Raw genomic sequence first — 13,778 nt, 5'->3', positions numbered from 1 at the left:
GGCCCGGCCGGTCGACGAGACAAGCAGTCACGCAAAGGAGGACGGGCCGCCCGGATCGACCGGCGCGGCGCATCGCTACCTGATCGTCACGAGGTGCCGTCATGCCACACGGTACGTTGGTCACGCTGTACAAACCCTCCGCGGCGCAGATCGAGCATTTGCTGACCTTGCCCGCGAAAAGCCCCGCCGTCGTCGCGGTCGACAATTCGCCCGTCGCCGATCCCGCGCTGTACGCACGGCTCGCCGCCGGCGGCGTCGACGTGATCCCGAATCACAATCGCGGCGGTATCGCCGGTGCGTTCAACGCCGGCGTCGAATTCCTGATCGGCCGCGGCTGCGACGTCTTCTTCATCTTCGACCAGGATTCGCACGTTCCGGACGACTATTTCGATCGCATGCTGGCCGGCTGCGCGCGGGTGGGCGACAGCCGCTTCCTGGTCGGCCCGCGGATCTTCAACCGCAATTTCCAGCGCGACCTGCCGTTGTTCACGGTGCGCCGCTGGTCCGCGCAGATCACGCCGATCCACGGCGGCGCGCACGGCTTGCTGTCGTGCTCGGTCATCATCTCGTCGGGCACCGCGATCTCGCTCGATGCGTATCGTGCGCTCGGCCGTTTCCGCGAGGACTTCTTCATCGACCACGTCGACGCGGAATACTGCATGCGCGCGCAGGCGCACGGCGTGCCGGTGTGCGTCAATGCCGACGTGTCGTTGCCCCACGAACTCGGCAGCCCGTCCGCGCAGCAGCACTGGCCGCGCGTCGAGATCTTCGATCAGAGCGCGCTGCGCCACTACTATGCGGCGCGCAACTGCATCCTCGTCGCGCGCGACTACTGGCGGCGCTATCCGGCGATGCTGCTGATCAATCTCATCACGCTCAAGCACGTCGCGTTCGTGCTGCTGCATGCGCGTAACAAGCGCCTGAAGCTGAAGGCGATCTATTGCGGCGTGACGGACGGGCTGCGAGGGCGGTACGGGCGCGTGTGACGCGTGATTTATCGCGGTATCGGCGCATGACGAACGCGCCATACAATTCGGATCACTGATTATAAGAGAGGGTTCCAGATGAGCTTGCCTACGCCGATTCACCGCCGCTATACAGGCGCGTTCTCCGTCGCGCCGACGATCTTCACCGAGTCGGGCGAGATCGACATGCCGGGCCAGAAGCGCTGTGTCGACTTCATCATCGACGCGGGAGCGGATGGCCTGTGCATCCTGGCGAACTACTCGGAGCAGTTTTCGTTGACCGACGACGAGCGCGAGCGGCTCATCGCGGCGATCCTCGAGCACGTGGCGGGGCGCGTGCCGGTGATCGTGACGACCACGCATTTCAGTCCGACGATCTGCGCGGCGCGCAGCCGCGCCGCGCAGGCGGCCGGTGCGGCGATGGTGATGGTGATGCCGCCGTACCATGGCGCGACGATCCGGTGCGGCGAGGCCGCGATCGAGCAGTTCTATGCGGAGCTTTCCGACGCGATCGCGATTCCGATCATGTACCAGGATGCGCCGATGAGCGGCACGCAGGTATCGGCCGCGTTTCTGGCGCGCATCGCACACACGATTCCGAATCTGCGCTATTTCAAGATCGAGGTGCCGCAGTCCGCGGCGAAGCTGCGCGAGCTGATCGCGCTCGGCGGCGACGCGATCGAGGGGCCGTTCGACGGCGAGGAAGCGATCACGCTGCTCGCCGATCTCGATGCGGGCGCGACCGGCAGCATCCTCGGCGGCGGTTATCCGGACGGGCTGCGGCCGATTCTCGCCGCGTATCTCGCCGGGCGGCGCGACGAGGCGGTCGCCCAGTACGAGCAATGGCTGCCGTTGATCAATTACGAGAATCGTCAGGCCGGCCTGCTGGCGGCGAAGGCGCTGATGAAGGAGGGCGGCGTGATCGCATCGGACGCGCCGCGCCGTCCGCTCGCGCCGCTGCATCCGGCCACGCGCGCGGGCCTGATCGAGATCGCGCGACGGCTCGACGCGCTGGTGCTGCGCTGGGCACGCTGACGCGACCGCCTCGCGGCACGACCCTGCGATTTCCGCCGCGGTCCGTGCGCACGACGCGTACGCGTGGCCGCCGTACTCGATGACACAACCAAGGAACCCGAAGAATGAGCATGCCGACGATACGCGCGGTCCGCGCGCTGACGGTGCGTGGTGGCGGTGCCGACTACCACGATCAGGATGCCGGTCACTGGATCGACGACCACATCGCGACGCCGATGTCGCGCTACCCCGAATACCGGCAGAGCCGCCAGTCGTTCGGCATCAACGTGCTCGGCACGCTCGTGATCGAGGTCGAGGCCAGCGACGGCACGGTCGGCTTTGCGGTGACGACCGGCGGCGAGATCGGCGCGTTCATCGTCGAGCGGCATCTCGCGCGCTTCATCGAAGGGCAGCGCGTGACCGACATCGAGAAGATGTGGGATCAGATGTTCCATGCGACGCTGTACTACGGGCGCAAAGGTGTCGTGCTCAATGCGATTTCCGGCGTCGATCTCGCGCTGTGGGATCTGCTCGCCAAGGTCCGGCGGGAGCCCGTGCACCAGTTGCTCGGCGGCAAGGTACGCGACGAGCTCGAGTTCTACGCGACCGGCGCCCGGCCCGATCTCGCGAAGGAGATGGGCTTCATCGGCGGCAAGCTGCCGTTGCATCACGGCCCGGCCGAGGGCGAGGCCGGCCTGCGCCGCAATCTCGACGCGCTCGCCGACATGCGTTCGCGTGTCGGCGCCGATTTCTGGCTGATGCTCGACTGCTGGATGAGCCTCGACGTGCCGTATGCGACGCGGCTCGCGCACGAAGCGCATGCACTCGGCCTGAAATGGATCGAGGAATGCCTGCCGCCCGACGACTATTGGGGCTATGCGAAGCTGCGCCGCGACGTGCCGCGCGGCATGCTCGTCACGACCGGCGAGCACGAGGCGACCCGCTGGGGCTTCCGGATGCTGCTGGAGATGGATTGCTGCGACATCATCCAGCCGGACGTGGGCTGGTGCGGCGGGCTCACCGAGCTGATGCGGATCTCGGCGCTCGCCGACGCGCGCGGCGTGCTGGTGATTCCGCACGGCTCGTCGGTTTACAGCTATCACTTCGTCGCGACGCGCCACAACAGCCCGTTCGCCGAATTCCTGATGATGGCGCCGCAGGCGGATCGCGTCGTGCCGATGTTCGATCCGCTGCTGCTCGACGAACCGGTGCCGGTCGGCGGGCGGATGAAGGTGCCCGACACCCCCGGGTTCGGTGTGCGTCTGAATCCGGACGTGCGCATGCAGCGCCCGTACGAACACTGAGCGCGCGATGGTCAAAGCAGAGGAGGGCGCAATGACGAAGTTGCTCGAAGACAGGATCGTCGTCGTGACGGGTGGATCGCGCGGGATCGGCCGTGCGATTGCGCTGGCGTGTGCGCGGCATGGCGCCGACATCGTCGTCAACTACTGGACGAACCCGCTGCTGCCCGCACAGGCCGAGCACGAGATCGACGCGCTCGTCGACGCGATCCGCGCGACGGGCCGCGACGCGCTGGCCGTGCCGGGCGACGTCGCGCAGCCCGACACGGCGCGCGCGCTGGTCGCGGCCGCAGTCGAGCGATTCGGCCGGATCGACGTGCTGGCGAGCAATGCCGGAATCTGCCCGTTCCACGGCTTCCTGGACTTGCCGCCCGAGCTGCTGCAAAGAACGATGGAAGTGAACCTCCACGGCGCGTTCTACATGACCCAGGCCGTCGCCCGGCAAATGGCCGCGCAAGGGCGCGGCGGCGCGATCGTCGCGACCAGCTCGATCAGCGCGCTGGTCGGCGGCGGCATGCAGACGCACTACACGCCGACCAAGGCTGGCGTCCATGCGCTGATGCAGTCGTGCGCGGTCGCGCTCGCGCCGCACCGCATTCGCTGCAATTCGGTGCTGCCCGGCACGATCCGGACCGAAATCAACGACGACGATCTCGCCGCGCCCGGCAAGACCGAGTACTTCGAGCGCAGGATTCCGCTCGGTCGCCTCGGCGAGCCGGACGACGTCGCCGACTGCGTCGTGTTTCTCGCGTCCGACATGGCGCGCTACGTGAACGGCGCCGCGCTGCTCGTCGACGGCGGCATGTACGTGAACCTTCAGTGAAACGACGAGGCATGACCATGGAAACGATCGCCTTCAGGATGCGCCTGCACCCCGGCAAGCGGGACGAATACCGGCGCCGGCATGATGCGATCTGGCCGGAACTCGCAGACGCGCTTCGTGCGGCAGGTATCTCGGACTACTGGATCTTTCTCGACGACGACACCCATCACCTGTTCGCCGTGCTCAAACGGCCGGCCGATCACCGGATCGCGCAACTCGCCGAAACGGACGTGATGCGTCGCTGGTGGGCGTACATGGCCGACCTGATGGCGACCGGGCCGGACGGGCGCCCGGTCGAGAAAGCGCTGGAGCCGATGTTTCATCTGGAATGAGGCCGGCCGCTCGACGGGCGGCCACGTTCGACGTGTGCCGACCCGTTGCAGCGGATCATCGTGTCGCATCAACTCATGGAGCCCACATGCAGGTTGTCGATCCCCATGTCCATTTCTGGGACGCCGACGCGCTGAGCTACGGCTGGCTCGATCGCGCCCAACCGGCGTTCTCGGGCGCGGTGGCGGAATTGCCACGCCGGTACCTGCCCGCGGACTTGCGCGCGGATGCCGGCGCGGATATCGACGTGCTGAAGGTCGTGCATGTCGAGGCGATCCACGATGCGTGGACGAGGCCGAGCGAAGTCGACTGGCTGCAGGCGCTTGCCGATGCGCCGGCGAGCGGCGGGATGCCGGACGGCATCGTCGCGGGCGTCGACCTGTTCGCGCCGGACGCACGCATCCGGCTCGCCGGCGCGGCGGCGCATCCGAACGTGCGCGGCATCCGGCAGGTATTGAACCGGCATCCGGACCCCTGGTACAACTACGTCGACGTGGATTATCTGGCCGAGCCGCGCTGGCGGGAGAACTTCGGGATGCTGAGCGAGTTCGGTTTGTCGTTCGACCTGCAGCTGTACCCTGCCCAGGTCGGCGCCGCGCTTGCCGTCATCGACGCGCACCCCGACACGCCCGTGATCGTCAATCACACGGGCATGTTCGTCGACCGAAGCAGCGTGCACGGCTGGCGCGAATGGCGCGACGGACTGCGCGGGCTCGCGCGGCGGGCGAACGTGACGATGAAGCTGTCCGGGCTCGCGATGTTCGACCATCGCTGGACGGTCGAAAGTTTCCGCCCGTACGTGCTCGAGGCGATCGACGTGTTCGGTGTGGCGCGCTGCATGTTCGCGTCGAACTTCCCGGTCGATCGACTCCATGCCGGCTATCGGGCGCTCTGGCACGCTTATGCGGCAATCGTCGCGGGCGCCGGCGACGATGAGCGCGACGCGCTGTTCGTCCACAATGCGCTGCGAACGTACCGATTGTGAGCCGCGTGCCACCACGGACGCCAACGAACGTGCACTCCGCGCGTCGCCGGTCGGCGTAATTCGCACCGCGCCGCAACGTACGCTTGCGCCGGCTCCGACGGGCCACGCGCAGCAGGGCGGCCGGCTGTATCGGCGCCGGCCACACTGCACGCCGTCGAGCGGCGCGGGCCGGCGCCGCCCAGGAACCTGCTCGATTTAACCGCGCAGCGCGGTCGCGACGACGCTCGCGAACGGCGTCGTGGGGCGACCGATCAGTCGCGCGAGGGCGCCGCCCTCGTCGAACAGCGCACCGCGCGACGCGGCCACGTCGGCATCGGCCAGGACGCTGGCAAACTCGGGCGGCAGCCCGGCGCTCGTCAGCGCGTCTGCATAAGCATCCTGCGCGAGATCGTTGTAGACGACGGTCTTGCCGGATTGCCGCGAAACCTCGGCAGCCAGTTGCGCCAGCGTGAACGCATCGTCCGCCGCCAGTTCATACGTTTTTCCTGCATGGCCGTCCGTCGCCAGTGCCACGGCCGCGGCCGCCGCATAGTCCTTGCGCGCGGCGGAAGAAAAGCGCCCGTCCTTCGCGGCCCCGATGAACGCGCCGTGATCGAGCGCCGCGGGGAGGGCCATCAGATGGTTCTCGGTGTACCAGCCATTGCGAAGGATGACGGCGGGAAGGCCGGCGGCCGCGATGATTTCTTCCGTCTGCCGGTGCTCGATCGCGAGTCGGGCGGGCGAGGTGTCGGCGTGCAGCATGCTCGTATAGGCGAGCAGCGAGACTTCTGCCCGCCGGGCCGCGTCGATCACCGCGCGATGCAGCGGCAGGCGCCCGGCGACTTCGGTCGACGAGATCAGCAGGAGTTTGTCGACCCCGACGAACGCGCTGGCGAGCGTTTCAGGCCGCTTGTAGTCGGCCTCGCGCACCACCACGCCGCGCGCCTCGAGGTCGCGTGCCTTCGCGGGATTCCTGACCGCCGCGACGATCCGGTCGGCCGGAACGGTTTCAAGCAATGCATCGATCACAAGGCGCCCGAGTTGCCCGGATGCTCCCGTTATTGCATACATGTTCATTCTCTCCGTGAATCGGTGGGTGAGGCTCCCAGTGTAGGGATGAAGGTTTCCATTGGAAACCACCTATCCATCGGTTACCATCATTTTCAAGTAACCAAATGGAAACCATTCCGGGACGACGATGGGCTTGAGAATGCGAAAGAAGGTGGAGCCGCTTCCCGGCTGCCCGATGTCGAAATGCATGGCGCTGATCGGCGGCCTGTGGACGCCCGAACTGATCTGGTGCCTGAGCAATGGCCCGCGTCGGTTTTCGGAGTTGCGGCGCGACAACCCGACCATCACCGCGAAGGTGCTGACCGGCAGGCTGCGTGATCTGGAGGAGCGGGGCGTGATCCGGCGAAGCGTGTTGCCGACGTCGCCGCCGTCGGTGGAATACGAGTTGACGTCGCTGGGCCAGGAACTGCTGCCGGCGATTACGTCGATCGTGGAGGTCGGGTCGCGCCTGCTGCTTCGCGACCGGCCCCGTTAGCCATTTCTGCCTGGCCGGCCTACCGCGCCGCCGCGGAACGCTTCCGCTTCGTATTCGGCAACGGCTCGTGCTGCATCGGCCCCTTGACGAGTTCGCTCATCGCGTCGCGAATCCAGCGGTTGGCCGGCTCGTGATGAAAGCGCGGATGCCAGTGCAGATAAAGCTCGTACGTGGGGGCGGGGAAGGGCAGCGGCAGCAGCTTGACGTTCACGAACTCCGCGAAGCGCCGCCCGACGGCCTGCGGCACCGCCGCGATCATGTCCGACCCGGCGACGACGAACGGCACGCCGATGAAGCGCGGCGTACTGAAGCGGACGTTGACGCGAATCCCGAGGCGCTCGTGCGTGCGGGCGAGCACGTCCTGCTCGCGGCCTTCGGGATGCACCATCACATGCGCGGCGGCGCGGTACTGATCGAGCGACAGCGTGTCCCCGATTTCCGGATGATCGTCGCGGGCGATACACACATACGAGTGCCGGTACAGCGCCTTGCGCTTCAGCGATTCGCTGTTCAACCCCGGAAAGTAGCCGATCGCGAGGTCGACGTCGCCGCTCGCCAGCCCCTCCTCCAGCTCCGGCATGCTGAGCGCGACCGTCTTGATGCTCACGTGCGGCGCCGCCTTGTCGAGAAAGCTCTCCAGGCGGGGGAGGAACACCATTTCGCCGATGTCCGACATGCACAGCACGAAGTTGCGCGACGACTCGGCGGGGCGAAACTCGGGCATCGGCAGGATTTCGGTCTGCACCAGATCCAGTAGCCGCGCGACCGGCTCGCCGAGCGCCTGCGCGCGCGGCGTCGGCTCCATGCCGCGGCCCGTGCGCACGAACAGCGGGTCCTCGAACAGCTCGCGCAGCTTCGACAACGCATAGCTCATCGCCGGCTGGCTGAGCCCGATGCTGACGCCCGCCTGCGTCACATGGCGCTTTTTCAGCAGCGCATCGAACACTTTCAGCAGATTCAGATCGACCTGACGAATATCCATGGTTTGGATGATACCTATCGATTTCACATAATTGACGGATTTTATCGGGCTTCCTACCATCGTTTCCACAACAAAGGAGTGAGACACCATGTCCGATGGACGCAAGCCGCAACGCCCGTTGCGCAGCAATTTTCCGCGCGGTTCCTACCTCGGCGCGGTGCGCGCCGCGCAGTGGCGCAATCTCGGCATCAGCGAGGAAGACCTCGACAAGCCGAAGATCGCCATCGTCAATTCCTCGTCCGAACTCGCCACCTGCTTCAGCCATCTCGACGGCATCGCCGCGCAGCTGAAACAGGCGATCCGCGCCGCGGGCGCGCTGCCGTTCGAGATCCGCACCGCGGCGCCGAGCGACTTCATCACCGGCGCGGGCGCTCGCGGCGCCTACATGCTGGCTGCGCGCGACCTCGTCACGAACGACATCGAAGTGGCCGTCGAGGGCGCGCAGCTCGACGGCATGGTGTGCCTGGCGTCGTGCGACAAGACCGTGCCGGGCCAGCTGATGGCCGCCGCGCGGCTGAATATCCCGAGCATCGTCGTCGCGTGCGGTTATCAGCCGAGCGGCGAGTATCGCGGCGAGCACGTGGACATCGAGGACGTGTTCGTCGGTGCGATGCATGCGCTGACCGGCAAGCTGCCCGTCGAGGACCTGATCGGCATGAGCCAGAACGCGATTCGCGGCCCCGGCGTGTGTTCGGGGCTCGGCACCGCGAACTCGATGCACATGGTCAGCGAGGCGCTCGGCATGTCGTTGCCCGGCAGCACGCCGGTCGCCGCCAACAGCGAGCGGATGTTCGCGTTCGTGCGCGAAGCCGGCGCGCGCATCGTCGAGATGGTGCGCGACGACCTGAAGCCGCGCGACATCCTCACGCACGGCGCGTTCGCGAATGCGGTGAAGACGGTGCTCGCGGTCGGCGGCTCGATCAATACGGTCAAGCACTTGCAGGCGGTCGCGGCCGAAGGCGGGCTCGACGTCGACGTGTACGCGCTGTTCGAAGCATTCGCCGCGCAGATCCCGGTGCTGACCGGCGTGCGTCCGGTCGGCTCGCACACGATCGAGCAACTGGAGGCGGCGGGCGGTGGCCGCGGCGTGATGAAGCGGCTCGAAGCGTGGCTCGACACCGGTGCGCTGACGGTGACCGGGCGCACGGTGAAGGACAACCTGGCCGATGCGACGATCGCCGACGACGACGTGATCCGCCCGCCGCAACGCGCGTTCGCGAACCATCCGGCCATCGTGCTGGTGCGCGGCAACCTCGCCCCGCAGGCCGGCATCGTCAAATTCGGCATCTCGCCGACCAAGCAGCGCACGTTCACCGGCGACGCGATCTGCTTCTCGACCTCCGACGACGCGATCGCCGCGATCAAGGACGGTCGCGTGCAGCCGGGCAAGGTCGTCGTGATGCGCGGCGCGGGCGTGTGCGGCGGCCCGGCAATGGGCGGCGGGGCGTCGCGCGTGGTGTTCGCGATCGACGGCGCGGGCTTGTCCGAGCAGGTCGCGATGCTCACCGACGGGCATCTGTCGGGGCTGGTCTGCAAGGGGCTGGTGGTCGCGGAAGTGGCGCCGGAAGCCGCGACCGGCGGCCCGCTCGCGCTCGTCGAGGACGGCGACACGATCGACATCGATCTGGACCGGCGCGTCTGCGACCTGAAGGTCGACGAAGCCGAGCTGGCGCGCCGCCGCGCCGCGTGGCAGCGTCCCGCGCCGGTCAACGACACCGGCTGGCTGAAAATCTACCGCGCGACGGTCGGCACGATGCCGCAAGGCGCGGTGCTCGGCGCGGACCGGCCGGCGCGGGAGCGTTGAGATGAGCGGCGAAACCGTAATCGACATCGGCACGGTGATCGAGCGGCAGCAGACCACCCGCTTCGGTGTCCTGCTGATCGTCGCGATGGGCGTGATGATGATGACCGAAGGCTACGACCTCGCCGCGATGGCGTTCGCGGCCCCGGCGCTGAGCCGCGCGTGGCACCTCAAGCATGGCGTGCTCGGCCCGGTGTTCGGCGCATTCGTATTCGGCACGATGATCGGCGCGTTCGTGCTCGGCTATCTCGGCGACGTGATCGGCCGCAAACGCATGATCGTGATCGGCAGCGTCGTGCTCGCGGGCTTCACGCTCGCCGCGTCGCGTGCCACCGGCCTCGAACAGTTGCTGGTGCTGCGCTTTCTGGCGGGCATCGGCATCGGCGGCGTGGTGCCGAACGCGATCGCGTACACGACGGAGTTCGCGCCGAAGCGCTGGCGCGCGACGTGGGTCACGCTGATGTACAGCGGCTATACGATCGGCAGCAGCGTGGGCGGTCTCGTGTCGGCGTGGCTCGTGCCGAAGTTCGGCTGGCAGGTGGTGTTCGTGATCGGCGGCCTCGCGCCGCTCGTGTCGAGCGCGATGTTGTGGTTCGCGGTGCCGGAGTCGATCCGCTTCCTGACGCTCAAGGGCCGTCACGCCGAAGTCGCGCGAATCGTCGCGCGGATCGCACCGGGCTTCGCCGTCGCGCCGCAGGCCCGCTTCGTGATCGGCGGTGCTTCGCCGGGTCACGCGCACGAGCACCGCCGCGACGGCTCGCTGCGGCTGCTGTTCGCGGGCCGGCTGCGCGCGCTGACGCCGGTGCTGTGGGCCGTCTACATCGCGAACTCGATGGCGCTGTTTTTTCTCAGCAGCTGGCTGCCGGTGCTGATCGAAAGCGTGGGCCTCGCACCGCGCGACGCCGCGCTCGTCTCGACGATGTTCCAGGTCGGCGGCACGCTGGGCGGGCTCGCGCTGATGCGCTTCGTCGACACGCGCGGCGCCATCATCATCACCGTGCTGCCGCTCGTCGGCACGCCCCTCGTCGCGCTGCTCGGCACCGGACTGCCTGCCCCGATGCTGGTCGCGGCGGTGTTCCTGACCGGCTTCACGGTGGTCGGCACCCAGTTTGGCCTGAACGCGGTCGCGGCGCTCGTCTATCCGACCGCGCTGCGCGCGAAAGGCACGGGCGCGGCGGTCGGTATCCAGAAGATCGGCGCGATCGCCGGGCCGGTGATCGGCGGGATGCTGATGTCCGCGCATCTGCCGGTCGAACGGATGTTCTTTCTCGGCGCGGTACCGGTCGCCTTCGTCGCGCTCCTCGCGTTCGCGCTCGGCCGCCTGCATCGCCGCGGCGACGATGCCGCGCCGGACAACGCCCAAACAGGAGCCGCCCATGTCGCTTGAAGTCGTTCCCATTGACGCCGCGCGTCCGGATTTCGTCGGTCTCGCCAGCGGCGTCGATCTGACCGCGCCCGTGTCCGAACCGCTCGCATGCGCGATCGACGCCGCGATGAACCGCTACGCGGTGCTGGTGTTCCGCGCTCAGCCGCTCACGCAGGACCAGCAGCTCGCGTTCGCGCGTGCGCTCGGACCGCTCGATGTCGGTTTCAAGCGCGTCGCGCGTCCGCATGCGCGGCTCGCATACCAGGAACTCGCGGACATCTCGAACGTGGACGAATCCGGGCAGATCGCGGATCGCGCGCACCGGCGCATCGTCGGCAATCTCGCGAATCAGCTGTGGCACAGCGACAGTTCGTTCCAGCAGCCGGCGGCGCGCTATTCGATGCTGCATGCGGTCGTCGTGCCGGAGTGGGGCGGCGAGACCGAGTACGCGGACATGCGCGCCGCGTGGGATGCGCTCGACCCTCGCGAGCAGCGCGAACTCGACGGGCTTGAAGCGGAGCACTACGCGCTGCACTCGCGCTTCCTGCTCGGCGATACCGACTACAGCGACGCGCAGCGCAACGCGCTGCCGCCGGTGCGCTGGCCGCTGGTGCGCGAGCACGCCGGGTCGGGGCGCCGGCATCTGTTCATCGGCGCGCACGCGACGCATGTCGTCGGTCGCACGCTGGCCGAAGGCCGCGTGTTGCTGATGGATCTGCTCGAACATGCGACCGCGCGCCGTTTCGTGTATTCGCATCGCTGGCGGCCCGGCGACCTCGTGATCTGGGACAACCGCTGCACGCTGCACCGCGGCCGCCGTCACGATCTGTCGGTGCGCCGCGAGCTGCGGCGCGCGACGACGGTCGACCTCGACCGATACGTGGCGGCGCCGGCGGAGCCACTCGAACCTGTACAGGGAGCACGCTAATGCAGTTGAACGACGACGAACGGGCGATGCTCGACGGCCGCGACGGCGCGGCCGTGCAGCGCGCGATGGATCTGCTGGTGCGCTACGGCGAAGCGCTCGGCGCGGCGCGCCTGGTGGACACGAACAACGTGTGCGGCACGGTCGGCGCGACGATGCCGTTCCTGCGCGATTACGCGGCCACGCACGGCGGCCTCGACGCGGTGTTTTCCGAATTCAACCTCGATAGCCCCGAGGTGGTCGAGGTGCCGAAGGCGAAGGTCTTCAGCAGCCACCTGCAGCAGGGGCTCGACCCGCAGCATGCGCGGCGCCAGGGCATCGACGGCGAGATCGTGAAGCTGTACCGCCAGGGCGAGGCGTTCACCGGGCGGCTCGGCATCCAGCCGCTCAACACCTGCGCGCCGTACCTGACCGGCAACGTGCCGGTGCGCGGCGAGCATTGCGCATGGATGGAGTCGTCCGCGGTCATCTACATCAACGCGGTGCTCGGCGCGCGCTCCAATGCCGAAGGGCGCGAGAGCACCGGCGCCGCGATGCTGACCGGCAAGATTCCGTACTGGGGCCTGCACCTCGACGAAAACCGCGGCGGCACGCATCTGATCGAACTCGACGTCGACGTGAAGACGGTGCAGGACTGGGGGCTGCTCGGCTACTACGTCGGCGAATGCGTGCAGGACCGCATTCCGGTGATCGACGGGCTGCGCGACGTGCCGAACCTGCCGAAGCTCAAGCACTTCGGCGCGGCCGCGGCTTCGTCGGGCGGCGTCGAGATGTACCACATCGTCGGCCAGACGCCGGAGGCGCGCACGCGCGACGAAGCGTTTCGCGGCCGCAAGCCGCTCGAGACGATCCACTACGGCGCGGCCGAGCGGCGCATCGCGTACGAGCGCGTCAACACCACCGCAAAAGACGCCCAGGTCGACTTCGTGATGCTCGGTTGTCCGCACTATTCGATCGAGCAGATCTGGGAGGTCTGCCAGTTGCTCGAAGGCCGCCGTATCGGCACGAATACCGAGCTGTGGATCTTCACCGCGCGCGCGACCCGCCAGCTCGCGGACCAGGCCGGCTATACGAAGCTGATCGAGGACGCGGGCGGCGTGCTGATGACCGACACGTGCTCGGCGATCGGTCGCGTGATGCCCAAGGGCACGCGCGTCGTTGCGCTCGACTCGGCGAAGCAGGCGCACTACCTGCCGGCGATCATGGGCGTGCAGGCGTGGTTCGGCACCACGGCCGATTGTATCGAGGCCGCGGTGAGCGGCCGCTGGCGTGGAGGGCTGGCCGCATGAGCACGCATCACGACATGAATGGTGAAGCCGGCACGCCGATCGTGCTGCGCGGACGCAAGGTGGTCGGTGGCCGTGTCGAGGGCGAGGCGCTCGTCACGCGCGATCGCATCTCCGGCTGGGGCGGTATCGATCCGCGCACCGGCACGATCATCGAGACGCGTCACGAACTGCGCGGCCAGAGCTTCGCGAACAAGGTGCTGGTGTTTCCCGGCGCGAAGGGTTCGTCCGGATGGTCCAGCCAGTTCCATATCGCGCGAATCGCGGGCACCGCGCCGGCCGCGATGCTGTTCAACGAAATGACCACGAAGATCGCGCTCGGCGCGGTGGTGAGCCACGCGCCGTCGCTGACCGACTTCGACGTCGATCCGCTCGACGTGATCGAAACGGGCGACTGGGTGCGCGTCGATGCCGAGCGCGGCGTCGTCGAAGTGCTCAAGCGCAGCCGCACCTGATTCCGGCGCGCGGCTTCGTC

General features: G+C 67.9%; 14 protein-coding genes. 12 read left to right on the top strand and 2 right to left on the bottom strand.

Features of this window, described 5'->3' with window-relative positions; all coding sequences use genetic code 11:
- Positions 1–101 precede the first annotated feature (101 nt).
- The 6 genes from BLS50_RS31725 (at position 102) to BLS50_RS31700 (ending at position 5,418) form a co-directional block, all read left to right on the top strand.
- Positions 102–986 (top strand): glycosyltransferase family 2 protein, encoded by an 885-nt coding sequence (locus BLS50_RS31725; RefSeq protein WP_006481237.1) that lies wholly within the window; start codon positions 102–104, stop codon positions 984–986.
- 78 nt (positions 987–1,064) lie between these two features.
- Positions 1,065–2,000: a dihydrodipicolinate synthase family protein gene (locus BLS50_RS31720; protein ID WP_074807513.1), complete on the top strand. Its 936-nt coding sequence runs from the start codon at positions 1,065–1,067 to the stop codon at positions 1,998–2,000.
- A gap of 104 nt (positions 2,001–2,104) precedes the next feature.
- On the top strand, positions 2,105–3,283 hold the full coding sequence (gene rhmD, locus BLS50_RS31715; protein ID WP_074807510.1) for an L-rhamnonate dehydratase: 1,179 nt from the start codon (positions 2,105–2,107) through the stop codon (positions 3,281–3,283).
- A gap of 31 nt (positions 3,284–3,314) precedes the next feature.
- On the top strand, positions 3,315–4,103 hold the full coding sequence (locus BLS50_RS31710; RefSeq protein ID WP_027810880.1) for an SDR family NAD(P)-dependent oxidoreductase: 789 nt from the start codon (positions 3,315–3,317) through the stop codon (positions 4,101–4,103).
- 17 nt (positions 4,104–4,120) lie between these two features.
- Entirely contained in the window at positions 4,121–4,435 is a 315-nt protein-coding gene (rhaM, locus tag BLS50_RS31705; protein WP_034175478.1) for an L-rhamnose mutarotase, read from the top strand.
- 86 nt (positions 4,436–4,521) lie between these two features.
- Positions 4,522–5,418 (top strand): amidohydrolase family protein, encoded by an 897-nt coding sequence (locus BLS50_RS31700; protein WP_074807507.1) that lies wholly within the window; start codon positions 4,522–4,524, stop codon positions 5,416–5,418.
- A gap of 195 nt (positions 5,419–5,613) precedes the next feature.
- Here the strand turns inward: BLS50_RS31700 and BLS50_RS31695 are convergent, their stop codons facing one another.
- Positions 5,614–6,468, bottom strand: a complete 855-nt coding sequence (locus BLS50_RS31695; protein ID WP_074808690.1) for an SDR family oxidoreductase — start codon at positions 6,466–6,468, stop codon at positions 5,614–5,616.
- Between the two features lie 139 nt (positions 6,469–6,607).
- Here BLS50_RS31695 and BLS50_RS31690 point away from each other — a divergent pair, with 139 nt between their 5' ends.
- Positions 6,608–6,943, top strand: coding sequence for a winged helix-turn-helix transcriptional regulator (locus BLS50_RS31690; protein ID WP_023474530.1), 336 nt, complete (start codon positions 6,608–6,610; stop codon positions 6,941–6,943).
- Between the two features lie 19 nt (positions 6,944–6,962).
- Here the strand turns inward: BLS50_RS31690 and BLS50_RS31685 are convergent, their stop codons facing one another.
- Positions 6,963–7,925 (bottom strand): LysR family transcriptional regulator, encoded by a 963-nt coding sequence (locus BLS50_RS31685; RefSeq protein ID WP_011549795.1) that lies wholly within the window; start codon positions 7,923–7,925, stop codon positions 6,963–6,965.
- 88 nt (positions 7,926–8,013) lie between these two features.
- Here BLS50_RS31685 and ilvD point away from each other — a divergent pair, with 88 nt between their 5' ends.
- The 5 genes from ilvD to BLS50_RS31660 are packed head-to-tail and all read left to right on the top strand — an operon-like array spanning position 8,014 to position 13,758.
- A complete protein-coding gene (gene ilvD, locus BLS50_RS31680; RefSeq protein ID WP_074807505.1) occupies positions 8,014–9,729 on the top strand; it encodes a dihydroxy-acid dehydratase in 1,716 nt (571 codons plus the stop codon).
- A gap of 1 nt (position 9,730) precedes the next feature.
- A complete protein-coding gene (locus tag BLS50_RS31675) occupies positions 9,731–11,113 on the top strand; it encodes an MFS transporter (RefSeq protein WP_074807502.1) in 1,383 nt (460 codons plus the stop codon).
- Positions 11,103–12,020, top strand: coding sequence for a TauD/TfdA dioxygenase family protein (locus BLS50_RS31670; protein WP_074807498.1), 918 nt, complete (start codon positions 11,103–11,105; stop codon positions 12,018–12,020). The genes BLS50_RS31675 and BLS50_RS31670 overlap by 11 nt, the downstream gene beginning before the upstream one ends.
- On the top strand, positions 12,020–13,306 hold the full coding sequence (locus tag BLS50_RS31665) for an aconitase X (protein ID WP_074807495.1): 1,287 nt from the start codon (positions 12,020–12,022) through the stop codon (positions 13,304–13,306). Before BLS50_RS31670 ends, BLS50_RS31665 begins: the two co-directional genes overlap by 1 nt.
- On the top strand, positions 13,303–13,758 hold the full coding sequence (locus tag BLS50_RS31660) for an aconitase X swivel domain-containing protein (protein ID WP_080486957.1): 456 nt from the start codon (positions 13,303–13,305) through the stop codon (positions 13,756–13,758). Before BLS50_RS31665 ends, BLS50_RS31660 begins: the two co-directional genes overlap by 4 nt.
- Positions 13,759–13,778: the final 20 nt, after the last annotated feature.

The organism is Burkholderia orbicola (genome assembly GCF_900100915.1).
Lineage (GTDB): Bacteria > Pseudomonadota > Gammaproteobacteria > Burkholderiales > Burkholderiaceae > Burkholderia > Burkholderia orbicola.
Note: the sequence above shows the minus strand (reverse complement) of the source record. Positions and strands in the feature narration are given on the sequence as shown.